Genomic DNA, 22477 nt, shown 5'->3' with positions numbered 1-22477 from the left:
GGGTCGGACAGCGGGGGCGGGGCTGTGGACAACCGTGCGGTTCAGTGGTGGCGGCGGTCGTCGGTCGCCCCGGTACGAGTCGAGGGGCCCGGTCCGTCGACCGGGCCCCTCGGTGTCCCCCTCCGTGTCAGGCCTCCCCCGAATCCCCCCAGATTCCCCCCGGAAGCCCTGATGCCACGTATGACCGGCGAGGGGGGCGGAGGGTTGTACCGCGCGGAAAGATTTTCTTCGGGCGGTCAGAAGGTGCCGACATTTGGGTGCAGACGTAGCGTTTCCGGTATGAACGACGACTCGTTTCAGAAGGACGTGCTCAACGAGCTGGGCGACGACAGGCTCGCCGAGATCGCCGGACTGCTCGGTACGGACGCGGCGGGCGCCCAGAGCGTCGTCGCGTCCACCGCGGACGCCTTCGCGGGCGGGCTCGCGGAGAAGGCCGAGAACGCCACTCCGGAGGAGGCCGAGGAGGTGCGGGCGGCCCTCACGGAGGCTGCCGATCCGCCTCTCCAGGGCGTCGCCGCGCTCGGTGGCGGGCTGGGCGGGCTGCTCGGCGGCGGGATGATGGCCGGGATGCTCGGCAAGATGGCCAAACCGGTGGCCAGTGCGGTCGCCAAGAAGACCGGGCTGCCGGAGGCGTCGGTGACGCGGGCGATCGAGATCGCGCTGCCGGTGGTGCTGGCGGTGGTGACGAAGCGGGCCACGGAGAAGCGGAATCCGGGGGCGGCCGGGGCTGCGCCCGGTGCGGGTGGCGGCGGGCTCGGGGATCTGCTGGGGCAGGTGCTGGGGGGCGGCAAGAAGTAGCACCCGGCGCGGCACGGTGGTGGTGCGTGAAAAGTGGGACACTTCCGGTGGTTTGTGTCCCACTTTTGCGAGCCACTGTCGCCGCGCCCGCGGAGAAGGGCCCCTACGCCCCCTCGCAGCGTCCCCGCAGCACCCCCACCGCCGCCCGCACCCCCGGCCGACCCCCTGCGCCCGCCCTCCACACGGCGTAGATCCGGCGCACCGGCACCGGTGACAGGCCCACCGCCGTCACGCCCGACGGGAGTCCGCCCCGGCCCAGGCGGGGGATGACGGCGACGCCCAGGCCCGCGCCCACCAGCGCCACCTGCGTCTGGTGTTCCTCCGCCCGGTGGGCCACGTCCGGCTCGCAGCCCGCGGCGCGCAGCATCCGCATCAGCCAGTCGTGGCAGACGGTTCCCGGCGGCTGGCAGATCCAGCGTTCCGCCGCCAGTTCCTGGGGGCGTACGTCCGTACGGCCCGCGAGCGGGTGGGACGACGGCACCAGCAGGTCGCAGAGGTCCTCGCCGATGAGCAGTTGTTCGACGTTCTCGGGTGCGGGCAGCGGGGCGATGTCCCAGTCGTGGGCGACCGCCAGGTCCAGTACGCCCTTGGCGACCAGGTCGACCGACAGGTGCGGGTCGACTTCGGTGAGGCGGACGTCCAGGGTCGGGTGGAGGGCGGCGAGTTCCGCGAGGACGCCCGGCAGCAGGCCCCGGGCCGCCGAGGCGAACGCCCCCACCGTCAGCCGTCCGGTCGGCAGGCCGCGGCGTTCTTCGAGGGCGGTCTCGGCGCGTTCGACGATGGCCAGCAACTCCTGTGCGGTGGCGGCCAGTTGGAGGGCTTCGCCGGTCAGGGCGATGCCCCGGCCACGCCGCTCCACCAGCTTCGTACGCGTCTCCCGTTCCAGCTTGGCGATCTGCTGGGAGACGGCGGAGGGCGTGTAGCCGAGAGCGGTCGCCGCGCCCGCCACCGAGCCGTACACCGACACCGCGTGCAGCGCACGCAGCCTGGACAGGTCGAGCACCGGGCCACCCCCATTCGACAGCGTTGCTTCATCCCACCATGAAGAAATCCGCGCTGGTGCTTAAGGGTCCCACCGGGCGACGCTCTGTGTCATGCCCCCGCACACCCCGATGCCCTCCCTGCGCCCCGCCCACATCGCCCTCGCCGTCGTCGTCGCCGCCGTCTGGGGGGTCAACTTCGTCGTCATCGAGGTCGGCCTCTCGCACTTCCCGCCGCTCCTCTTCTCCGCCCTCCGCTTCCTGGCCGCCGCCCTGCCCGCCGTCTTCTTCGTCGGACGCCCGAAGGTGGCGTGGAAGTGGATCATCGGGGTCGGACTGGCCCTGGGGGTCGGCAAGTTCGGGCTGCTGTTCGTCGGGATGGACCAGGGGATGCCCGCCGGGCTGTCCTCGCTGGTCCTCCAGGTGCAGGCCGTCTTCACGGCTCTGATCGCGCTGGCCGCGCTCGGCGAGGGCCTCACCCGTACGAAGATCCTCGGCATGGGCGTCTCCCTCGCCGGAATCGGCGTCGCCGCCTACGACGAAGGGGCCGGCGGCCCCGTCCTCGCCTTCGCCCTCGTCGTCGCGGCGGCCGTCTGCTGGGGCATCTCCAACGTCCTCACCCGCCGGGCCGCCGCCCCCGACCCCCTCAACTTCATGGTCTGGGTCTCCGCCGTGCCCGTCCTGCCGCTGCTCGCCCTCTCCCTGCTCTTCGAGGGCTGGGACCGCGACGCGGCGGCGCTCGCCGCGCTGGACTGGGCGGGCGTCGGCATCATCCTGTACGTCGCCTGGATCGTGACCGTCTTCGGCTTCGGCGCCTGGGGCTTCCTGCTGGCCCGCCACCCCGCCTCCTCGGTGGCCCCCTTCACCCTGCTCGTCCCCGTCTTCGGGATGACGTCGGCGGCCCTTCTGCTCGACGAACAGGTCAGCGTGCTGCGGTGGGTGGCCGGGGCGCTCCTGGTCGGCGGGGTGGCGCTCGCCCAGTTCCGTACGACGCGCCGGAAGACCGTACCGACTGTGCCTGAGCCGCCGACGCCCTCAGCGGCTACGCGGCCGATGCCCGCAGCGCCAGGAACTCCCGTCCCGCCACCAGCAGCCCCGGCAGCTCCGCAGCCTGCGGGTACCACCGCTTCTCGTACTCCCAGCACACCCACACATCACCCGCCCCGCTGACCTGCGCCAGGCACTCCGTCAGCGGCAGCACCCCGCTCCCCAGCGCGAGCGGGGTGGTGTCGTCGGCGGAGGCGATGTCCTTCACCTGTACGTAGCCGAGGTGCGGGGCGAGCACGCCGTGCGAGGTGACGGGTTCCTCGCCGCCCAGCCAGGTGTGCATGACGTCCCACAGCACGCCCACGTTCTTGTGGCCGACGGCCGCCACCACCCGGGCCGCGTCCACGCCCCTGCGGTGCGAGTCGTGCGTCTCCAGCAGGATGCGTACGCCGTACTCGTCCGCCGTCTCGGCCGCCGCCCCGAGCCGCCGCGCCGCCCGCTCGTCGCCGCCCTCGGCGTCCTCGCCCGCCCCGGGGAAGACCCGTACGTACGAAGCCCCCAGGTCCCGTGCCAGCTCCAGCAGCGTGCGGATCTCCTCCAGCACGGGCCCGTCCTCGCCGGCCGCCGCGACCTTCGCGTACCCGGCGACCGTCAGTATCTCGATCCCTCCGGCGGCGAAGGTCTCCACGACCTCGGCCCGCTCCTTCGCCCCGATCCCCGGGTGCACCGGCTCCTCCGGGTGCGCGCGCAGCTCCACCCCCTGGAACCCGCACGACTGCGCCAGCGCGACGACCTCCGACATGGGCATTCCGGGCACCCCGAGCGTGGAAAAGGCGAGCTTCACCGTGCGACAACTCCTTCGTTACGTGTGCGTGGGCCACGACCTGCACATCATCGGCCGCGACCTCCCCGGCGGGTACCCCTGTCCGCAGACCGGAATCACCCGCCCCGCCCGGCCGCCGCGTAGGCCCGCCCCGTACGGGGCAGGGAACGGCCATGACCCCTACCGCACCCACGCCCTGGCAATTCACCGACTCCCGCGGGCAGTTGGCGACCGCGCCAAACCGGCCCACCCGGATCGCCGCCTACATCCAGGCGGGCGCCACGCTGGAAGACCACGGTCTGCGTCCCATCGGAATCTTCGGCTCCTACCACGACGGCCCCGACCCCGACCCGGCCAAGTCGGGCCGCCTACCGCTGGACGAGGTCGCCTACTTCGGGGCGGGGCAGGCCCTGGACCCGGATGCGGTGCTGGCCGCCGGGACCGACCTGCTGGTCGCCGTCAGCTACGGCGGCAGCGCCGTCTACGGCATGGAGCCGGACACCGCCAAGCACCTCGAACAGCACATCCCCACCGTCGTGCTGGACATCGGCCAGGGCCGCTCCCTCTCCGAGGTGCGCGACTGCTTCCACGCCCTCGCCGCCTCCCTCGGCAGCACGGAACCCCCGGAGGCCGCGCACGCCCTGGCCGACGCCCAGGCCAAGCTGAAGTCCCTGATCAGCCCCACCACCCCGGCCCTGCTCGCGCTCTCCCCGGCCGACGACACCGAGGTCCACCTGGCCCGCCCGCACGCCTGGCCCGACCTGCGCGCCCTCACCGCCCTGGGCGTCCCCCTCCTGGACCCGCCCCCGGAGGGCGGCGCGAACTGGGCGACCGTGGGCTGGGAGCGGGCCGCCGCCCTCGCCCCCCAGCTGGTGCTCGCCGACGTACGGGCGAACGCCGCGCCCCTCGACCCGGCGCGCCTGGGCACGGACATCCAGGTCCTGCCCTGGAATCCGGAGCTCCCGGCGAGCGCCACCGCCCACACCGCCTTCTTCGACGGCATCGCGGAGGTCCTTCGCACGGACTGAGCCCCCCTCCGCGCGGACTGAGCCCCCCTCCGCGCGGACTGAGCCCCCCCTCTCGCGCGGACCACGAACCTCTGCTGCGGACCGAGAGCCGCTACCGCCGTTCCTCCACCAGCGCCTGCACGCCGTCCAGGATCCGCTCCAGGCCGAAGTCCAGCGGATCACCCCCGCCCGGCGCGAAGGCCCCCGCGGCGACCGCGGCCGTCAGCGACGGATAGCGGTCGCCGTGCCGCTCCAGCACGGCCCCGGTCAGCCGCGCCCACTCCGCGCCCGCCTCCGCGTCCTCCTCGGTGAGCTGCTGGGTCAGGTTCCGTACGTGCCCGACGACCAGCAGGAACGCGTCGTGCTGCTCGGCCGGGCGCAACCCCGTGCCCGCCAGCGCCCCCAACGCGGCGTCCAACCAGGCGAGTTGGTTGGGTCCCATCAGCTGGCGGCGCATCGCGGTCGCGGTCAGGATCCACGGGTGGCGGCGGTACATGTCCCAGCACTGCCGCGCCCAGTGCGCGAGCTGCGGACGCCAGCCGCCCGCGATGCCGGCCACCGGCTGCGGAGTGCCCATCGCCGTGTCCACCATCAGCTCGACCAGCTCCGCGCGCCCCGGCACGTACCGGTACAGCGCCATCGTCGTGACGCCGAACTCCTTGCCCATCCGCTGCATCGAGGCAGCCTCCAGGCCCTCCGCGTCGGCGATCTCCACCGCGCGGGCGGCGATTCCCGCCGCGCTCAGGGAGGGCTTCGGGCCCCGGGTGGGCTGCCCCTGCTCGCCCCACAGGAGCGCCAGGGCGGCCTCGGGGTCGCGCTTCTTCGCCGTCGCCATGCCGTCCGCTCCCTCGTCTTCGTGCGCAGGGGGCATTGACCGCCCCCAGAACTGTGTATACCTTAAACGCATCGAAACCGTTTAAGACCTAAGCAGTTCTAGGGAGCCGTCGTGAACGTCCTCGCCACCGCCGCCACCGCACTCCTCGCCGCCCCGCCCGCCGGGGTCGCCGCCCTCCTCGCCCACCGGGCCGTCCACCGGGTCCGCGCCGCACGCCGGCTCCGGATCACCACCCCGGGCGGCATCGACGAGCAGGGGTACGTCCGGATCAACGGCCTGGACCACTGGGTCTCCGTACGCGGCGAGAACGTGGGCGCCAACCCCGTCGTCCTCGAACTGCACGGCGGCCCCGGCGCCTCCAACTCCCCTTACGCGAACCGCACCCGCTCCTGGGAGCGGCACTTCACCGTCGTCCGGTGGGACATGCGCGGCACCGGCCGCACCCTCGGGCACTCAGGGGCCGACGCACAGGGCGAGCTGACGTTCCCTCAACTTCTTGCGGACGCACTGGAGATGACCCACCACGTGCGCGAGCGCCTCGGCGTCGACCGGGTGATCCTCCTCGCCAACTCCTACGGCACCGCCTTCGGGCTCCGGCTCGCCCGCAGCCACCCGCACCTCTACTCCGCGTACGTCGGCACCGACCAGAACATCCACACCGCCCACGGCGAGAACACGGCCCACGCGGCGCTCCTGACCCGGCTGCGCGACGCGGGCAAGCACAAGCAACTCGCCACCGTCGAGGCCATGGGGCCGGACGCCCGGCACTGGACGGCCCGCCAGCGCGCCGACTTCGCCAAACTCACCGTGGGCAGCGACCCGTTCACCCTCAGGGTGTTCAAGTCGGTCGTACTGAAGTCGCTCTGGCTCTCCCCGCTGCACACCCTCCGCGACCTGTCCTGCTTCCTCAAGGGCCAGACCCTCTCCGAGCGGATCACCGAGGACACCGGCGACTTCGACGACCGCGCCGACGGCACCCGCTTCGAGCTGCCCTTCTTCGTCTTCCAGGGCGACCGCGACGTCATCACCCCGCCCGAGGCGGCCAAGGCCTACTTCGACGAGGTCCAGGCCCCGCACAAGGAGTTCGTGCACCTCCGGCAGGCGAGCCACTTCGCCTCCTTCCACCACCCGGACCGCTTCCTGGACCTGCTCCTGACCAAGGTCCTCCCGGTGGTGACGGCCGACGGGGCGACCCCGCGCCCGGCTCCGGCCACGGTCTGAAGGATCATGCAGGGGCGCGACGCACCAACCCCTGGAGGCCCCCCATGTCCCGTCCCATCACCCTCGTCACCGGTGGCAGCCGAGGCATCGGAGCCGCCACTTGCCTCCGCCTCGCCGCCGACGGACACGACCTCGCCCTCACCTACGTCAAGGACGCGTCCGCCGCCGAGGCGACCGCCGAGAAGGTCCGCGCCGCCGGGGCCCGCGCCCTCGTCGTCCAGGCCGACACCTCCCGGGAGGCCGACGTCGACCGCCTCTTCGACACCGTCGCCGACGGACTCGGCCCTCTCACCGGCCTGGTGAACAACGCCGGCGTCACCGGAAAGCTCAGCCCGCTGGCCGACGCCTCCACCGACGACCTCCGCAGCGTCCTGGACGTCAACGTCCTCGGCACCCTGCTCTGCTGCCGCCGCGCGATCCGCGACATGAAGTCCCACGGCACACGGGGCGCGATCGTGAACGTCTCCTCCGGGGCCGCCACCCTCGGCAGTCCCGGCGAGTACGTCCACTACGCCGCCTCCAAGGCCGCCGTCGACACCATCACGCTCGGCCTCTCCAAGGAGCTCGGCCCCGACGGCATCCGCGTCAACGGCATCGCCCCCGGCCTCGTCGACACCGACATGCACGCCACCATGGGCGACCCGGACCGCCCGGCCCGGATGGCCCCGGCGATCCCGCTGCGCCGGGCGGGCGAGGCCGCCGAGATCGCCGCGGGCATCGCCTGGCTGCTGTCGAAGGACGCCTCGTACACGACCGGAACCGTCCTGCGCATCGCGGGCGGGCGGTAAGGATCTACGCGACGAGGGCGGGCCGGAAGCTCCGGCCCGCCCTCGCGCAGTCGCTGCTCAGCCCAGCCAGCTCTCCCGCTCCGTCTTCAGCGCGTCGTCGACCGTCGTCGGCTCCGTGTCCCACACGCGGGTCGCGCGCTGCTCACGCGTGTAGCGCGGCCAGTCGGCGCCCGGGTCCAGGTCGCGTACGAAGCCCAGCCAGGCGGCGTGCATCGCGTCGGCGAGGGGCTGAGGCGGGTTCGGGCCCGCGACGTCGGTGACGTTCTCCCCGTCCAGTATGTCGAAGGAGAAGGGCAGGTCGAGGCAGTGGAAGGACTGCCCGGCGAACGGTCCTTCGGCAGCCGACTCCCACCGGAACTCGTAGAACCAGGTGGGCAGTTCACGTGCCGCCCGGCCCTCCGCGATGGTCAGGTTGGGCCTGCGGAAGATGACGTCGGTGAGCATCGGGCCGATCTCGCCCATGGCGTGGAACTCGTCGCGGGTGAAGCCGAGCATCAGCGGCTTGCCGTCCGTGCCCGCCGAGCCTTCCGTGAGCGCCCCGGTCACAGGGAGGGGGATCAGCTCGCCGTCCGCGAAGGGGGCGAGCAGCAGCATCCCCTCGGGGACGTCCGGGTGGCTCGCGCGGTCCTCGCCCGGTGCGTTCAGCGCGTCCTGGAAGTCGTACAGCCGGTCGTGCGCCACGTCCCGCAGTGCGGCGGCCGTCGCCGGGACGCCGGTGCGCGCGGTGAAGAGGTCGGCTATGGCGTGGCCGGCCGTCTTCCCCTGGGGTTCCATGACCGCGCCCGACACCGATATCGCCGCCCGGAACAGGTGCTGCGCCGCGGGCGTGGCGAGGAGCGTCTGGACAGCGCCGCCGCCCGCCGACTGCCCGGCGATCGTGACCTTCGCCGGGTCGCCGCCGAACGCGGCGATGTTGTCGCGCACCCACTCCAGCGCGGCGATCCAGTCGCGTACGCCCCGGTTGTCGGGGGCGTCGTCCAGGTGGAGGAAGCCCTCGATGCCGAGCCGGTAGCCGAGCGAGACGAGCAGGACGCCGTCCCGGTTGAAGGTGGTGCCGTCGTACCAGGGACTGGCGGCCGATCCGGCGACGTAACCCCCGCCGTGGATCCACACGAGGACGGGGAGTCCGCCGTCGCTCACGGATTCCGCGCGCGGGGTGAAGACGTTGAGGTTGAGGATGCCCTCGCCCTCAATGGTCGGCTCCGGGATGGTCGTCACGTCGGCGAAGGGGCGCCGCTGGGCGGTCGGCCCGTACGCGGTGGCGTCCAGCGGCTCCGTCCACGGCTCGGGCGGCACGGGAGCGGCGAAGCGCAGGTCGCCGACCGGCGGCTGGGCGTACGGGATGTTCAGGAAGCGGTCGCCGGTGGTGAGGCGCTCGCCGCGGACGGGACCGAGGATGGTGGTCACGAGGGGAGCCTGGTCGGACATGTACGTCTCCAGAGAGGGTGGTGCGGGAGGTGAAGTGCCGGTCGTGCGGGGCTACTTGACGCTCTTGATCGGCTTGATGGCGACCGCGCCCAGCAGTACCACGACGATCGCGTACCCGAACAGGACGTGGTAGCCGGGCACCTTGTCCGCGCCGTCGGAGAAGGCTCCGATGATCCACGCGCCGACCATCGGGCCGAGCGCCTGCGGGACGTTGGTGGCGATGTTGAGGATGCCGAGGTCCTTGCCCGCGTCACCGCCGGAGGGCAGCACCTCCGTCATGAGGGCCATGTCGAGCGACATGTACGTGCCGAAGCCGACACCGGCGAGGACCGCGTACACGTACATGCCCGTGGCGGTGGGGCTGATCAGCGGCACCGCGCAGGCGACGGCCAGTACGACCGACGAACCCATGACGAAGATCTTGCGGCGGCCGGTGCGGTCGGAGATGCGGCCGGCCGGGATCGACGCGACGAGCGTGCCGGCCATCGTCAGCAGGGCCATCACGGTCTGGACGTGGTTGACGTCGTCGCCCTTGAGGCCGACGTAGTCGGTGAGGGCATAGCGCTGGTAGGCGAAGATGCCCCAGTAGCCGAGGATGAAGACCACACGGGCCAGGAACGCCCAGGCGAAGTCGGGGTGCTTGCGCGGCGAGATCCAGAAGCCCTTGACGAACGCGCCCCACGAGAAGGGCTCGACGGGGGCGGTGGACTGCCGGTCCTTGTTGAGGAGGACGAAGGCGAGCGTCACGACCAGCACGAGGGCGGCGAACACGGCGTACCCGGTGCTGAAGCGGCTGGCGAAGCTGGTGGCGACGAGCACGCCGATGGTGGCGCCGACCTGGCTGCCGATGCCGACGGCGGCGGAGTAGACGCCGAAGCGCTCGGGGGAGACCCGGTCCGCCATGATCGCCGTCAGCGGGGCCTGGATCACGTTCAGCAGCACCTGGGCGGCGACCCACAGCAGCGTCAGCCACAGCAGCGAGCCCGCCTGCCCGAGGGCGACCAGCGCGAGCACGGAGCCGACCGCGCCGAGCGCCATCCACGGCGTACGGCGGCCGAAGCGCCCCCGGGTGCGGTCGCTCATCGCGCCCACGACGGGCTGGATGAACAGCGTGACGATCGACGACACCATGGTCACCGTCGCGAGGCTGGCCTCCTTGGAGTCCGGGGCGATCTGCTCGACCTGGATCGGGAGCAGGACGCCCAGGAGTCCCGAGTACGCGATGTAGAGCGTGGTGAACCCCGCGAACATCGACCAGAGCAGGGTCGTGCCCTGTGCCTTGGAGAGGGCTCCGGCCGAGGATGCGGGGGCCGGCGGGCGGCCCGGGGCGGGAGCCGTCGAAGAGGTCTGGGCGGACATGTGGTGATGCCTCTCTGAAAACGTGCACCGGCCGCGGGCCGGTCGGCCGGCGTCGCTGTCGGCCTGCGCGGGAACGCCTGCCGCGTCACCTTGCTCACCAGCAGATTCCGGCGGACGGCTATTTAAGTCAAGGGTTGAATTAAAAGGTGGTGCACGTTACACCGGGCCCCTGACCGGGGTCGGGCGGCGGACCCGGGCCACGCGCCCCGGCTCCGCCCGCCCGCTCGCCCGGGGGACAATCGCTGTGTGTCGAACACCGCCCCCACCCCCGCTCCATCCGCCCCGGCCCCCGGCGCCCGCCCCACCGACTCCGCCTCCGTGCGCCGTCACAACCTCGCCCTGGTGCTGCGGCACATCGCCGCCCACGGCCCGTGCCCGCGCACCCGCATCGCCGAGGGCACCGGTCTGGTCCCGGCATCCGTCACGGGGCTGGTGGCCGACCTCGCCGCACGCGGGCTCGTACGGGAGGACGGGGCGGCGGGGGCTCCCCCGGCACCCGCGTCGGACGCGGTGCGCACCGGCGGCGCGGGCCCGGGAACCCGGGGCCGGGGGCGGCCCAGCCGCCCCGTCCTGCTCGTCCCCGAACGGGTCCTGGCCATCAGCGTCCAGATCACCCTGGAACGGCTCCGCGTCCGCCTCACCGACCTCGCCGGCACCGTCGTCACGCGCGCCGAAACCACCCACCGCGTCCCCCAGGGCGACCCGGGCGCCCTGGCCCGTGCGGTGGCAACTGCCGTACGCGGAGCGGAAGCTGACGCCCGCTCGGTTCCCGGCGCGCTGCTCTCCCGGGTCGTCGTCGCGATGGTGGGCCCCGTCACCTCGGACAGTTCGCACACCGTGATGGCCGCCACGGACTTCGGCTGGACGGGCCCGGCCGACCTGGGCGCCCTCATATCCGCCGAACTCCCCGGCCTCGACTGCCCGTTGGAGGTCGTCAACGACGCCAACGCCGCCGCTCTCGCCGAGTACCAGGCCCTCGCCGCCCGCCGCCCCCAGCCGCCCCACGGCGTCGCCTACCTGAAGGCCGACACGGGTGTCGGCGGCGGCCTCGTCGTGGGCGGCCGCATCCACGACGGCAGCCACGGCGTCGCCATCGAGCCGGGCCACGTCCCGCTCGCCCTGGACGGCCCGCCGTGTGCCTGCGGCGCGCGCGGCTGCCTGGCGGTGTACGCGGGCCCCGAACCGCTCCTTCACGCGGCGGGCCTCGGCGACGCCCTGCGTACGCACGGGAAGGACGCGGCACTGGCCGCCCTCGACCGCGCCCTGCACGACGGGGACCCGGCCGCCGTGAGGGCCCTCGGCGCGGCGGGCGAGGCGGTCGGCGCGGCCGTGCTCGGCATGATCGTGCTGCTCGACGTGGAGGAGATCGTCCTCGGCGGCTACTTCGCCGACTGGTACCGCTGGCTGGCCCCCGCCGTCGACGCCCGCCTCGCGGGCCGCCGGGCGCTGGCGCCGCCGCTCGTGCCGCCGATCACTCCGGGTGTGCTCGGGGAGGAGGCGACGCTGCGGGGGGCGGCGGCGCTGGCGCGGGAGGCGGTTCTGGACGATCCGGGGGCGGTGCCGGTGCTTTAGCCTGAGCGGCCTGACCCGTGGCGGGGAGTGCGGCTCTGCCCGCTTGGGCAAGGGGGCCCCAGCCCCGCCCCTTCACCTAAACCCGCGGGGGCAGTTGGAGGGTTTCCGTGCGGGTGTGTTGTGGTTGCTCGCGCCCGCGCGGCGGAGCCGCAAATCGACACAGCCCCGCGCCCCTAAAGGGGCGCCTTCGTCGACCCCCGAACGACCAGCTCCGCCGGGACCACCTCCACGCCCCCGGGTACCCCCGCCCCCGTCGCCAGTGCGCCCGCCCTCGCGCCCGCCTCGTACAGCGGCAGCCGTACCGTCGTCAGGGCCGGGACCGCGTCCGTCGCCGACGGCAGGTCGTCGAAGCCGGTCACCGACAGGTCCTCGGGGATGCGCAGCCCCCGCTCCCGCGCCCCCGCGCACACACCCAGTGCGATGGTGTCGTTCGCGGCGACGATCGCGGTCAAGTCCGGTGCGGCGGAGAGGAGTTGGGCGGCAGCGGCCCGGCCGCTGGCCCGGTCGTACGACCCGTGCAGGACCAGCGCCGGGTCGTGGGCGACGCCCGCCGCGGAGAGGGCGTCCCGGTGGCCCTCCAGGCGGTGGCGGGTCGTGGTCCGTTCGGCAGGTCCGGCGACGTAACCGATCCGGGTGTGACCGAGCCCGAGCAGGTGCTCGGTGAGCCGGCGTGCCCCGGCGCGGTTGTCGAAGGAGAGCGTGGCGTGGACGGGTCCCGCCCCGGGCCCGCTCAGCGCGGGCCGTCCGCACAGCACGATCCGCGTGCCCGCCTCCGCCAGCCTGGCCAGCTTCGCCGCGACCGCCGCCGAGTGCTCGTCGTCCTCGATGGCGCCGCCGGTGAGGATCACGGCGGCCGCGCGCTGGCGCTGGAGGAGGGTGAGGTAGGTCAGTTCGCGGGCGGGCGAGCCGCCGGTGTTGCAGACGACGGCGAGGCGTTCGCCGTTCGTGCGCACCGGGGCGGACGGGTCCGCGGGTGCGTTCAGGTGCGCCTGTGCCGCGCCCGCCATGATCCCGAAGAAGGGATCGGCGATGTCGTTGACCAGGATGCCGACCAGGTCGGAGGTGGCGGCGGCGAGCGCGCTGGCCGGGCCGTTCACCACGTAGTCCAGCTCCGAGACCGCGCGCAGGACGCGTTCGCGGGTGGCCGCCGCCACCGGGTAGTTGCCGTTCAGCACCCGCGACACCGTCGCGGGCGACACCCGGGCGTGGGCCGCCACGTCCGCCAGGGTCACTGTCATCGCGCAGCCCTCATCTGTCTGACCTCGTCCATCGGGACGCCGGATCCAGTTGACCGGCCTCCGGGTCTTGTCGCACCGCCGTGCACAGGTTAGCTTCTTGCCTCGCAGCGTATAGAAAGCGCTTTCTACGCGGAAGCGGACGTGGCCGGGTGGACTCGGCCGTACGAAGGGGACTGACGTGACACGCAAGACGGTGCGGATCGCCATGAACGGCGTCACCGGACGAATGGGCTACCGCCAGCACCTCGTACGGTCCATCCTCGCGATCCGCGAGCAGGGCGGCCTCGACCTCGGCAACGGTGACGTCCTGTGGCCGGAGCCCGTCCTCGTCGGCCGCCGCGAGCACGCCCTGAAGGCCATGGCCGAGCAGCACGGCATCGAGGAGTGGTCCACGGACCTGGAGGCCGTCCTCGCCGACGAGTCGATCGACATCTACTTCGACGCCCAGGTCACCTCGGCCCGCGAGGACGCCCTGAAGCAGGCGATAGCCGCCGGAAAGCACATCTACACCGAGAAGCCGACCGCCACCGGCGTCGACGGCGCCCTGGAGCTGGCCCGCCTCGCCCGCGCCGCCGGGATCAAGAACGGTGTCGTCCAGGACAAGATCTTCCTGCCGGGCCTGCTGAAGCTGAAGCGCCTCATCGACGGCGGCTTCTTCGGCGAGATCCTGTCCGTGCGCGGCGAGTTCGGCTACTGGGTCTTCGAGGGCGACTGGCAGGAGGCCCAGCGCCCGTCCTGGAACTACCGGGCACAGGACGGCGGCGGCATCGTCGTGGACATGTTCCCGCACTGGGAGTACGTGCTGCACGAGCTGTTCGGCAGGGTCACCTCCGTCACCGCGCAGGTCGCCACGCACATCCCGGAGCGCTGGGACGAGCAGGGCAAGCCCTACCCGGCCACCGCCGACGACTCCGCGTACGGCATCTTCCAGCTGGAGGGCGGCGCGATCGCCCAGATCAACTCCTCCTGGTCGGTGCGCGTCAACCGCGACGAGCTGGTCGAGTTCCAGGTCGACGGCACGCACGGCTCCGCCGTCGCGGGCCTGCGCAACTGCCGCGTCCAGCACCGCTCGGCCACCCCGAAGCCGGTCTGGAACCCCGACCTCCCGGTCACCGAGTCCTTCCGCGACCAGTGGCAGGAGGTCCCGGACAACGCCGTCTTCGACAACGGCTTCAAGGCCCAGTGGGAGCTGTTCCTGCGCCACGTCGTCCTGGACGAGCCCTACACCTGGGACCTCCTGGCGGGCGCGCGCGGCGTCCAGCTCGCCGAGCTGGGCCTCAAGTCCTCGGCGGAGGGCCGCCGTTACGACGTCCCCGAGCTGTCCCTGTGAGCAGGCCGCCCCTGCGGGTGCGGGCGAAGGCGGGCACCCGCCTCCTCCGCACCCGGCCCGGCGCAGATCCCCGAGTCCGCGCCGGGCGGCCGCCCCGCCCCCGGCCCCTCTCCCCCGGCAGCCGCCCCGACCACGCTACGGAGCCCACCCCGTGAGCACGCTGATCCTCCCCGCCGCCGGCGGGCGAACGTACACCTACACACCCCGCACCGAGCCTTCCTCGTACGCCGCCGGGGGCAGCCCCCTGGTCTCCCGTACGGTCTTCTCCGCCGCCCACGTGGTCGCGGACCCGTACGCCGACACGAGCCCCGACTCCCCGGCGGCCGTCGACTGGGACTCCACCCTCGCCTTCCGCCGCCATCTGTGGTCGCACGGCCTGGGCGTCGCCGAGGCGATGGACACGGCGCAGCGCGGCATGGGCCTGGACTGGGCGGGCGCGGCGGAGCTGATCCGCCGCTCGGCCGCCGAGGCGAAGACGGTGGGCGGCGCGATCGCCTGCGGCGTCGGGACGGACCAACTCGGCCCGGGTGCACACGACGTGGCAACCGTCACGGCTGCGTACGAGGAGCAGCTCGCCCTCGTCGAGTCCACCGGCGCCCAGGCCATCCTGATGGCCTCCCGCGCCCTGGCTGCGGCGGCCGACGGCCCCGAGGACTACCTCGCGACGTACGGGCATCTCCTGCGCCAGGCCTCCGAGCCCGTCGTCCTGCACTGGCTGGGCCCGATGTTCGACCCGGCGCTGGACGGCTACTGGGGCTCCTCCGACCTGGACGCGGCGACCGAGACCTTCCTGGAGGTCATCGCCGCCCACCCCGACAAGATCGACGGCATCAAGGTGTCCCTCCTGGACGCCCAGCGCGAGGTCGACCTGCGCCGCCGTCTGCCGGAGGGCGTGCGCTGCTACACCGGCGACGACTTCAACTACCCCGAGCTCATCGCGGGCGACGAACGCGGCTTCTCCCACGCCCTGTTGGGCATTTTCGACCCGCTGGGCCCGCTGGCGGCGGAAGCAGTACGGGTCCTCGACACGGGTGACCGCGAGGGCTTCCGCAAGCTCCTCGACCCGACGGTCGAGCTGTCCCGCCACCTCTTCCAGACCCCGACCCGCTTCTACAAGACGGGCGTGGTCCTCCTCGCCTGGCTGGCGGGCCACCAGTCGCACTTCACGATGGTGGGCGGGCTCCAGTCGGCCCGCTCCCTGCCGCACCTGGCCCGGGCCTACCAACTCGCCGACGGCGTCGGCCTGTTCCCCGACCCGGCGCTGGCGGCCTCGCGGATGCGCTCCCTCCTCACCGTCCACGGAGTACCCCAGTGACCACCGACCTCGCCCGCCTGAGCATCAATCAGGAGACCGTCAAGCAGTGGTCGTTGGAGGAGCTGGCGACCGGCTGCACCGCATCCGGCATCTCCCACGTCGGCCTGTGGCGCGCCCCCGTCCAGGAGTACGGGGTCGAACGTGCCGCCAAGCTGATGCGCGAGTCCGGCCTGAGCGTCACGAGCCTGTGCCGGGGCGGCTTCCTGACGGCCACCGACCCAAAACTGCGCACCGCGGCCCTCGATGACAACCGCAAGGCGATCGACGAGGCGGCGACGCTCGGCACCGACACCCTCGTCCTGGTCTCCGGCGGGCTCCCCTCCGGCGAACGGGACTTGACCGCCGCCCGCGAGCGCATCGCGGACGCGCTCGCGGTCCTGGCCCCGTACGCGGCCGAGCGGGGCGTCCGGCTCGCCATCGAGCCCCTGCACCCGATGTTCGCCTCGGACCGCTGCGTGGTCTCCACCCTGGGCCAGGCCCTGGACCTGGCGGAACGCTTCCCCGCCTCCCAGGTCGGGGTGGTCGTGGACACGTACCACATCTGGTGGGACGACCAGGCCCCCGCGCAGATCGCCCGGGCGGGCGCGTCGGGCCGCATCCACTCCTTCCAGGTGGCGGACTGGATCACCCCGCTCCCGGCAGGGGTCCTGCTGGGCCGGGGCCAGTTGGGCGACGGAAGCATCGACATGCGGTCCTTCCGAGAACAGGTCGACGCGACGGGCTTCACCGGCCCGATCGAGGTCGAGATCTTCAACGAGGACCTGTGGGCCCGCCCCGGCGCGGAACTCCTCGCGGAGGTCGCCGCCCGCTTCACGGAGCACGTCCTCTAACGAGGAGCATGTCCTCTCACGACACGCGGCCCGGCTGCCCCTGGCACCAGGGGCAGCCGGGCCCCGCCTCAGAAGCGCAACCCGTGCCCCACCGGGAAGAGGACCTTCGCGGGATCGTCCGCCCGCTGCACCGGCACGGGAAGACGCCCGGAGGGGCGGATCCGGCCGGTCAGCACCCGTACCGCCGCCCCCATTTCGACGTCCGTCCAGGAGTACGCCGCCAGGTGGGCCCTCGCGCCGAGACCGGTCAACTGGGCCACGTCGTACGGGTTTTGCAGGGCGAGGGTAATGACAGGGACGCCCACCGCCGCCAGCTCCGCCACCAGCGTCCGCTGCGCGCTGGTCGCCGAGACGTTCCGGGTGGCGACCAGGACCGCGTCCGCGCCGGCACGGGCCGCCGCCACCGCCTCGTCGATCTTCGCCCGCGACGGGGCCGAGCCCGTGGACAGGGCGGTCGCCGTGAAGCCCGACTCCCCCAGCACCCGGGCCAGCACGGCCGTCGGCGGGCCCGTGGTGCCCGAGGGGGACGCCGGGTCGACGCCGACGACCAGCACCCGGCGGTGCTTGCGGCGGGAGAGCGGCAGCGTCCCGCCCTCGTTCACCAGGACCGTCGTCGTCGCGTCCGCGATGCGGTCCGCCGCCGCCAGGTGGGAGCGGATGCCGACCGTGCGGTCGACACCCCGGTGGGTGACGTACGGGCGGTCGAAGAGGCCCCGGCGGGCCTTCATGCGCAGGATGCGCAGGATCGACTCGTCGAGGCGGGCCTCGGTGAGTTCGCCGCCCCTGACCGCCGCCAGGACCGCGTTCCACGCCACCGCCAGGTTCGGCGGGTTGAGGAGCTGGTCGCAGCCCGCCTTCAGGGCGAGGACCGGGACGCGGTCGTCCCCGTACTTGGTGCGCACCCCCTGCATGCCCAGCGAGTCGGTCACCACCACACCCCGGTAGCCCAGCTGCTCCCGCAGGACCCCGGTCAGGATGGGGCGGGACAGCGTCGCCGGGTCCTCGGCGGGGTCGAGGGAGGGGACCACGATGTGCGCCGTCATGATCGAGTCGATCCCGGCGGCGATGGCGGCCCGGAAGGGCGGGGCGTCCAGGGCCTCCCACTCCTCGCGGGTGTGGTCGATATGCGGGAGCTGGTCGTGGCTGTCGTCCTTGGTGTCGCCGTGGCCGGGGAAGTGCTTGGCTGCGGTGGCGATGCCGGCCCCCTGGTAGCCCTTGACCTGCGCCGCGACCAGCCCCGCCACCGCCTTCGGCTCCGACCCGAAGGAGCGGACGCCGATGACCGGGTTGGCGGGGTCGACGTTGACGTCGGCGTCGGGGGCGTAGTTCTGGCGGATGCCGAGCGCGAGGAGTTCCGCGCCGGCGATCCGGGCGGCCTCCCGGGCGTCTTGGGTGCCGCGCCGGGAGGCGCCCGCGCCGAGGGCCATGGCGCCGGGCATCAGGGTGGCGGGCTTGCCGACGCGGGCGACGATGCCGTGTTCCTGGTCGGTGGATATGAGGAGCGGTATGCGGTGGCGTTCGGCCAACCCGGCTTTCTGGATGCCGTTGGAGAGGTCGGCGATCTGGTGCGGGTCGCGGGTGTTGTGCGCCCAGGCGAAGTAGATGATCCCCCCGAGGTGGTACTTCGCGATCAGCTCGGCGGCGGTGCGCACTCCCATTTCCTTGAGGTTCGCGTCGATGTCCACCTGGTCGGGGGCGGTCGCGGAGTGCCCGTACACCCGCATCACGAAGAGCTGCCCGACCTTCTCCTCCAGCGTCAGGCCGGAGATGATCCGTCTGAGACGGGCGTCGGTGTACGTCGGTCCTCGTTCGGCGGCGGCGACGGGAGCGACTCCCGTGACGGCCGCGGCCACTGCGGCGGCGCTCGCGCCCAGCAGGGTGCGGCGGGATGGCCCGAAACTGTTCTCCGGCATGGCGGTGCCCCTTTGTGAAGCCTTCGACGGACGCGTCGGTCCTTGACGGAAACTTCCAGCGGGGTCACGCTTCCCTGAAAGTAAGTACCCGTCAAGAGTGGTGCAGGGGTACGGAGTTGGGGCTTCCGCCACAGGGGAAGAGGGGGCCGCCACCGGCGCATTCGGAGGGGGGCGCGCCGGTGACGGCCGTGCTGCTGGCCGCAGGCGGTTGGAGAGGGGAGTCAGCGAACGCAGCCAGCAGCGTGGGCCGACACCGCTCTGCGGAGACTCACCAGCAGTACGGCGATTGGACGGAGCGGGGTGCGACCGGGTTCCCGGGATTTCATGGTTTTCCGGGAATTGGTACGGGGGTGACAGCGGGCGCACAGAGTGACGGAAGTGGTCGAACACAGGGCCGCGGAGGGGGCCGGAATGCCCCGGCGCGTGCCTCGTACGACGTAATCGCCCCCGTGAGCCTGGCGTGCGCCCGGCAGGACGGCCCACTCTGGGCAAAAAGTGCAGAGCGTTTCGGGGGGATGCTGCATGCGCACGACATCGGGGACCGTCGCATCGGGGACCGTCACATCCGGGACCCTCCTGCGGGGGCTGGCGGCCGCACTGCTGGCCGCCACCGCGCTCACCGGCTGCCAGAACCCGTTCGACGACGACGATCCGGCGCGGACCGTCGACTCGCTGCCCGCCACCCCGTCCGGCTACGGGGCGGTCTTCCTCGACGTACGGGAGTGCAGTTCGTACGGGAAGACTCCCCGGGAGGTCTCCTGCGGCAGCGAGCGCGCCGCCGCGAAGGTCACCGCCCGCTACAACGGGCAGGCGGGGAACGGCCCTTCGTGCCCCGCCACCACCGACTTCGTGCTGCACATCTCGGAGTCCCGGCCGCCCGGCGACACCAAGGGCGACGAGAACGGCGACGGTGTGGTGCCGCGCGGCTACGCCTGCATGCGCAACCTCGTCGCCCCGCACCCGGGCGACCCCGGCGGTGGCGGCGGCCCGCACACGATCGTCGGGGACTGCCTGTACGGGGCGGGCGGCGGCCAGGTGAAGGAGACCCCGTGCGACGGCTCGGGCAAGCGCTCCCCGGAGTACAAGGTGAGCAGCGCCGTGGACGCCCGCCCCGAGTGCCCTCCCGCCACCCGGCTGTACGTGCAGCTGGGCGGCGGGCGGCCGGTGGGGTGCGCCCGGCCGGTGTAGCGGGCCTTACGGGCGCAGCGACTGCTCCCGGTTCAGCTCGGTCCGGTCGAGGGCCGCGTCGTACGCGGTGAGGCGCTTGGCCTGCGACGGGTCGGCCTGGACGGCGGCGGGCGCGGCGTCGGCCCACTTGAGGATCTGTGCGGTGGCGGCGGCACGCTCGCCGACGGGCAGGCCCGAGATGCTCGCGCCGTGGTTGGCGCCCGGCACGGTGTAGACGGCGTTGTCGCCGCCCCGCGCGGGACGGAAGCGCTCCGCGCCCCACGGGTCGTTGGCCCCGTACACGTACATCATCTGGCGGGCGTTGCGGTTCACCCAGCGGTCGACGTCCTTCATGACGCCTTCCTGCCACTTCATGCTGATCTCGCGCGGCACGAAGGCGCGCGGCTGGAAGTAGTCGGGGCCGTACTTCATCAGGCCCTTGAGGTGCGGGTACTTGTACTGGGGGGCGCCGAGCTGGGTGCCTGCCTGGTAGTAGTACGGGGTGTACTTCTCCAGGTCCTGGTCGGTGTAGGAGGAGAACGGCGACTTGGCGTCGATGTAGTTGTAGATGACGTCGTCGGAGGAGTTCGCGGCGGGGACGTCGGCGCACTCGGACTCGTCGCTGTACTGCCAGAACGCCCAGACGAAGTCGAGGACGGACGACTCGTAGGACTTGTCGAGGCTGCCGACGGTGCGGAAGGTGGCCTTGTTCTCCGCCGCCCACTTCTTCAGCTTGGCGGTGAGCGGGCCGCGCCGGACGAGGGCCTCGCGCTGGACCGCGCCCAGCTTGTCGCGGCACTCCTTGGTGGAGACGGTGCGGAAGAAGCGGTCGTACGCCGAGTCCTCGCGGTTGTTGACGTCGTTCGGGGCGACGTAGGCGACGACGCCGTCCATGTCGCGGGGGTGGAAGCGCTCGTAGTACGTCGCCGTCATGCCGCCCTTGGAGCCGCCGGTGGCGAGCCACTTCTTGCCGTAGATCGACTTCAGCGCGGTGAAGACGCGGTGCTGGTCGTCGGCGGCCTGCTTGATGTCGAGCTTCGACCAGTCGGCGGGCTGCGGGCGGGACGGGGTGAAGAAACGGTACTCCAGGGACACCTGGTTGCCGTCGATCAGCCGGGTCGGCTCGCTGCGCGAGGGGTTGGTGTAGAGGTCGTACCCGCTGGTGAAGAAGACGGACGGTCGGTTCACGTCCTTGTGCAGGATGGTCAGCCGCTGCTGGAAGGTGCCCTTCCAGGGGCGGGCGTGGTCCACCGGCTGCGTGTAGTTCAACACGAAGAAGCGGTAGCCGTTGACCGGCTTCTCCTCGATCAGGCTCATGCCCGGTATCGCCAGGAGGCGGTCCTTGATGTCGGCGGCGGCCGGCTGCGCGGCGGCGGGTCTCGGCTCGACGGGCGCGGCCTGAACGGCCCCTCCGGTCGCTCCGACGGTGCCTATGAGCACCGCTCCCGCGACCACTCCCCGAATCGTCTTGCGCATGAACGAACCACTCCCCTGTCGGCACACGGACAACAGGGGGAACCTAGTGCCCCACAAACCCCTTTGTCACCAGGGAAGTTGGACGCCCGCCCTCAACACAGGATCCAGCCGGACGCCGTCCCCCTCCCGGCCACCGACCCCTCCACCCGCACGCACCGGGCCTTCGCGTACACCGTCACCGGTCCCGCCCGCTGCGTGTACGTCCCCGAGTCGACCGCCGCCCGGCTCCCCCGCGCCTGCACGCTGACCCGCATCTGCTGCCGCACGCCCGACCTCTTGGCGTACGTCATGGCGCACACGTAGGAGCCGCCCCGGTAGACCCGGACCTCTCCGGTCGTGAACCCGTACGTCTTGACACGTGACCCGGCGCACGAGGCCGCCGCCGCGTCCGCCGCACCGACCGCGGGCCCGCCCACGGTCAGCACTCCGGCCGCGACCGCCACCGCGAGCACTCCGGTCACCTTTCGTCTCATCCGTCCCATCGAACCCACGTCTGCCCCCGCCCTCCCCGCCGAACACGTCCATCGCCTCGCACATACGCGCCTCGGCGACCCAAGGATCGTATGCACGTACGACTGCACCTACGACGCCCACGGTCGCATTTTGGTTGCATCAGCCTATTTGCACAGGCAAAGCGATGGTCGATCGTCACGCAAGGCCCCGCCACGGAACCCGAAGCTCATCCTCCGCTTCCCTCGTACGAAGCAGCGCCTCAGATTCTCCTCAAGCAACGTCGACAACCCCTCCCCACATCCTTCACGAGGCTATATCGTCAGCCTCCCACGCGATCGACGGAACGTTCGACCGCTCGTCGGCCGCGCACGGGCAACACCAACCCAGTTGGGGGAGAAGTGGCTCTTGCACCGCGCTCCACCGCACTCCGACGCATCGCCGAAATCGGTGCGATCGCAATCCTCGCCGCAATGGCTCTGCCCACCGCGGCCCAAGCGCTCGGCGCCGAACGCACCTGGAACTCCAGAAGCACCCCGCTCAAGGTGACCGGATACGGAAGCAGCGGCTACGCCTTCGGCACGTGGAAGGTGCACAACACCTCCAACGGCACCCGCTCCCAGGTCTTCAGCTACAGCAAGCTGTCGAACGCGGACGACCACAAGGTCTACATCGAGCTCGAAACGCAGGTGAACGCCGGCTACTGCGTCCAGGCCAGCAAGTACATGAACTGCACACAGAAGTACTGGGACCACGACGACACGGAAACCGCCCACCACAGCAGCAAGTCGTACACCTACAAGACCGCTTCCACCGGGGTCGCCGGCTCCGCCGACTACGCCCGGGGCAAGGTCCGTGCGGGACTCGACATCCCGTGGCGGACGGACCCCATGACCGGCTGGTCGTACACCGACGGCGGCGACAAGTACTGACGCTCTGCCCCGGCCGGTCCGCGCAACG

Annotated in this window: 19 protein-coding genes and 1 pseudogene; 11 read left to right on the top strand and 9 right to left on the bottom strand. The window is 72.3% G+C overall.

The window, feature by feature from the left end:
- Positions 1-279: 279 nt before the first annotated feature.
- Complete coding sequence (locus tag IE269_RS18605; RefSeq protein WP_189824124.1) at positions 280-798, top strand: DUF937 domain-containing protein; 519 nt, start codon at positions 280-282, stop codon at positions 796-798.
- Between the two features lie 103 nt (positions 799-901).
- On the opposite strand, the gene IE269_RS18600 is transcribed toward IE269_RS18605, so the two are convergent.
- Positions 902-1801, bottom strand: coding sequence for a LysR family transcriptional regulator (locus tag IE269_RS18600; protein ID WP_189824123.1), 900 nt, complete (start codon positions 1799-1801; stop codon positions 902-904).
- A gap of 118 nt (positions 1802-1919) precedes the next feature.
- On the opposite strand from IE269_RS18600, the gene IE269_RS18595 reads away from it, so the two are divergent.
- A complete protein-coding gene (locus IE269_RS18595; protein WP_438817586.1) occupies positions 1920-2948 on the top strand; it encodes an EamA family transporter in 1029 nt (342 codons plus the stop codon).
- Here the strand turns inward: IE269_RS18595 and IE269_RS18590 are convergent.
- Positions 2845-3609 (bottom strand): annotated as a pseudogene (locus tag IE269_RS18590) (sugar phosphate isomerase/epimerase family protein); the annotation flags it as partial. The gene IE269_RS18595 and the pseudogene IE269_RS18590 overlap by 104 nt on opposite strands.
- Positions 3610-3761: 152 nt before the next feature.
- On the opposite strand from IE269_RS18590, the gene IE269_RS18585 reads away from it, so the two are divergent.
- Positions 3762-4616, top strand: a complete 855-nt coding sequence (locus IE269_RS18585) for a substrate-binding domain-containing protein (protein WP_189824121.1) — start codon at positions 3762-3764, stop codon at positions 4614-4616.
- A gap of 91 nt (positions 4617-4707) precedes the next feature.
- On the opposite strand, the gene IE269_RS18580 is transcribed toward IE269_RS18585, so the two are convergent.
- Positions 4708-5430 carry a TetR/AcrR family transcriptional regulator gene (locus IE269_RS18580; RefSeq protein WP_189824120.1) on the bottom strand — a complete coding sequence of 241 codons (723 nt, stop codon included), beginning with the start codon at positions 5428-5430 and terminating at the stop codon, positions 4708-4710.
- A gap of 111 nt (positions 5431-5541) precedes the next feature.
- On the opposite strand from IE269_RS18580, the gene IE269_RS18575 reads away from it, so the two are divergent.
- Complete coding sequence (locus IE269_RS18575) at positions 5542-6651, top strand: alpha/beta fold hydrolase (protein WP_189824119.1); 1110 nt, start codon at positions 5542-5544, stop codon at positions 6649-6651.
- A 44-nt stretch (positions 6652-6695) separates the two neighbouring features.
- Positions 6696-7439: an SDR family oxidoreductase gene (locus IE269_RS18570; RefSeq protein WP_189824118.1), complete on the top strand. Its 744-nt coding sequence runs from the start codon at positions 6696-6698 to the stop codon at positions 7437-7439.
- 57 nt (positions 7440-7496) lie between these two features.
- Here IE269_RS18570 and IE269_RS18565 read toward each other — a convergent pair whose 3' ends face one another.
- Together IE269_RS18565 and IE269_RS18560 are read right to left on the bottom strand one after the other, a co-directional pair.
- Positions 7497-8846, bottom strand: coding sequence for a carboxylesterase family protein (locus IE269_RS18565; RefSeq protein ID WP_318299656.1), 1350 nt, complete (start codon positions 8844-8846; stop codon positions 7497-7499).
- 72 nt (positions 8847-8918) lie between these two features.
- Positions 8919-10226: an MFS transporter gene (locus tag IE269_RS18560; RefSeq protein ID WP_189824116.1), complete on the bottom strand. Its 1308-nt coding sequence runs from the start codon at positions 10224-10226 to the stop codon at positions 8919-8921.
- A gap of 246 nt (positions 10227-10472) precedes the next feature.
- On the opposite strand from IE269_RS18560, the gene IE269_RS18555 reads away from it, so the two are divergent.
- Positions 10473-11798 carry an ROK family transcriptional regulator gene (locus tag IE269_RS18555; protein ID WP_189824115.1) on the top strand — a complete coding sequence of 442 codons (1326 nt, stop codon included), beginning with the start codon at positions 10473-10475 and terminating at the stop codon, positions 11796-11798.
- Between the two features lie 173 nt (positions 11799-11971).
- Here the strand turns inward: IE269_RS18555 and IE269_RS18550 are convergent, their stop codons facing one another.
- Positions 11972-13036, bottom strand: a complete 1065-nt coding sequence (locus tag IE269_RS18550) for a LacI family DNA-binding transcriptional regulator (protein ID WP_189824114.1) — start codon at positions 13034-13036, stop codon at positions 11972-11974.
- Between the two features lie 178 nt (positions 13037-13214).
- Between IE269_RS18550 and IE269_RS18545 the strand changes: the two genes are divergently transcribed.
- From IE269_RS18545 to IE269_RS18535, 3 genes are all read left to right on the top strand, one after another.
- Entirely contained in the window at positions 13215-14366 is a 1152-nt protein-coding gene (locus IE269_RS18545) for a Gfo/Idh/MocA family protein (protein ID WP_189824113.1), read from the top strand.
- A 151-nt stretch (positions 14367-14517) separates the two neighbouring features.
- Entirely contained in the window at positions 14518-15681 is a 1164-nt protein-coding gene (locus IE269_RS18540; protein ID WP_189824112.1) for a dihydrodipicolinate synthase family protein, read from the top strand.
- Positions 15678-16511 (top strand): sugar phosphate isomerase/epimerase family protein, encoded by an 834-nt coding sequence (locus tag IE269_RS18535; RefSeq protein ID WP_189824111.1) that lies wholly within the window; start codon positions 15678-15680, stop codon positions 16509-16511. The genes IE269_RS18540 and IE269_RS18535 overlap by 4 nt, the downstream gene beginning before the upstream one ends.
- Before the next feature lie 68 nt (positions 16512-16579).
- Here IE269_RS18535 and IE269_RS18530 read toward each other — a convergent pair whose 3' ends face one another.
- Positions 16580-18424, bottom strand: coding sequence for a glycoside hydrolase family 3 protein (locus IE269_RS18530; protein ID WP_189824110.1), 1845 nt, complete (start codon positions 18422-18424; stop codon positions 16580-16582).
- A 522-nt stretch (positions 18425-18946) separates the two neighbouring features.
- Here IE269_RS18530 and IE269_RS18525 point away from each other — a divergent pair.
- The gene (locus tag IE269_RS18525) at positions 18947-19612 is read left to right on the top strand and encodes a hypothetical protein (protein WP_229897910.1); all 666 of its coding nucleotides are present in this window, start codon (positions 18947-18949) and stop codon (positions 19610-19612) included.
- Between the two features lie 6 nt (positions 19613-19618).
- On the opposite strand, the gene IE269_RS18520 is transcribed toward IE269_RS18525, so the two are convergent.
- Positions 19619-21067 (bottom strand): S28 family serine protease, encoded by a 1449-nt coding sequence (locus IE269_RS18520; RefSeq protein WP_189824109.1) that lies wholly within the window; start codon positions 21065-21067, stop codon positions 19619-19621.
- Between the two features lie 92 nt (positions 21068-21159).
- Complete coding sequence (locus IE269_RS18515) at positions 21160-21540, bottom strand: hypothetical protein (RefSeq protein WP_189824108.1); 381 nt, start codon at positions 21538-21540, stop codon at positions 21160-21162.
- A gap of 450 nt (positions 21541-21990) precedes the next feature.
- Here IE269_RS18515 and IE269_RS18510 point away from each other — a divergent pair, with 450 nt between their 5' ends.
- Complete coding sequence (locus IE269_RS18510; RefSeq protein WP_189824107.1) at positions 21991-22449, top strand: hypothetical protein; 459 nt, start codon at positions 21991-21993, stop codon at positions 22447-22449.
- Positions 22450-22477: the final 28 nt, after the last annotated feature.

Origin of the sequence: Streptomyces spiroverticillatus, assembly GCA_014650415.1 — a bacterium.
In the GTDB taxonomy this organism is placed as follows: domain Bacteria; phylum Actinomycetota; class Actinomycetes; order Streptomycetales; family Streptomycetaceae; genus Streptomyces; species Streptomyces spiroverticillatus.
Note: the sequence above shows the minus strand (reverse complement) of the source record. Positions and strands in the feature narration are given on the sequence as shown.

Bases quoted from the DNA above. Each gene is read 5' to 3' on its own strand.
- IE269_RS18605 (WP_189824124.1), top strand. From the start codon at position 280: ATGAACGACGACTCGTTTCAGAAGGACGTGCTCAACGAGCTGGGCGAC.
- IE269_RS18585 (WP_189824121.1), top strand. From the start codon at position 3,762: ATGACCCCTACCGCACCCACGCCCTGGCAATTCACCGACTCCCGCGGG.
- IE269_RS18580 (WP_189824120.1), bottom strand. From the start codon at position 5,430: ATGGCGACGGCGAAGAAGCGCGACCCCGAGGCCGCCCTGGCGCTCCTG.
- IE269_RS18570 (WP_189824118.1), top strand. From the start codon at position 6,696: ATGTCCCGTCCCATCACCCTCGTCACCGGTGGCAGCCGAGGCATCGGA.
- IE269_RS18560 (WP_189824116.1), bottom strand. From the start codon at position 10,226: ATGTCCGCCCAGACCTCTTCGACGGCTCCCGCCCCGGGCCGCCCGCCG.
- IE269_RS18550 (WP_189824114.1), bottom strand. From the start codon at position 13,036: ATGACAGTGACCCTGGCGGACGTGGCGGCCCACGCCCGGGTGTCGCCC.
- IE269_RS18530 (WP_189824110.1), bottom strand. From the start codon at position 18,424: ATGCCGGAGAACAGTTTCGGGCCATCCCGCCGCACCCTGCTGGGCGCG.
- IE269_RS18525 (WP_229897910.1), top strand. From the start codon at position 18,947: ATGCGCACGACATCGGGGACCGTCGCATCGGGGACCGTCACATCCGGG.
- IE269_RS18520 (WP_189824109.1), bottom strand. From the start codon at position 21,067: ATGCGCAAGACGATTCGGGGAGTGGTCGCGGGAGCGGTGCTCATAGGC.
- IE269_RS18515 (WP_189824108.1), bottom strand. From the start codon at position 21,540: ATGAGACGAAAGGTGACCGGAGTGCTCGCGGTGGCGGTCGCGGCCGGA.
- IE269_RS18510 (WP_189824107.1), top strand. From the start codon at position 21,991: ATGGCTCTGCCCACCGCGGCCCAAGCGCTCGGCGCCGAACGCACCTGG.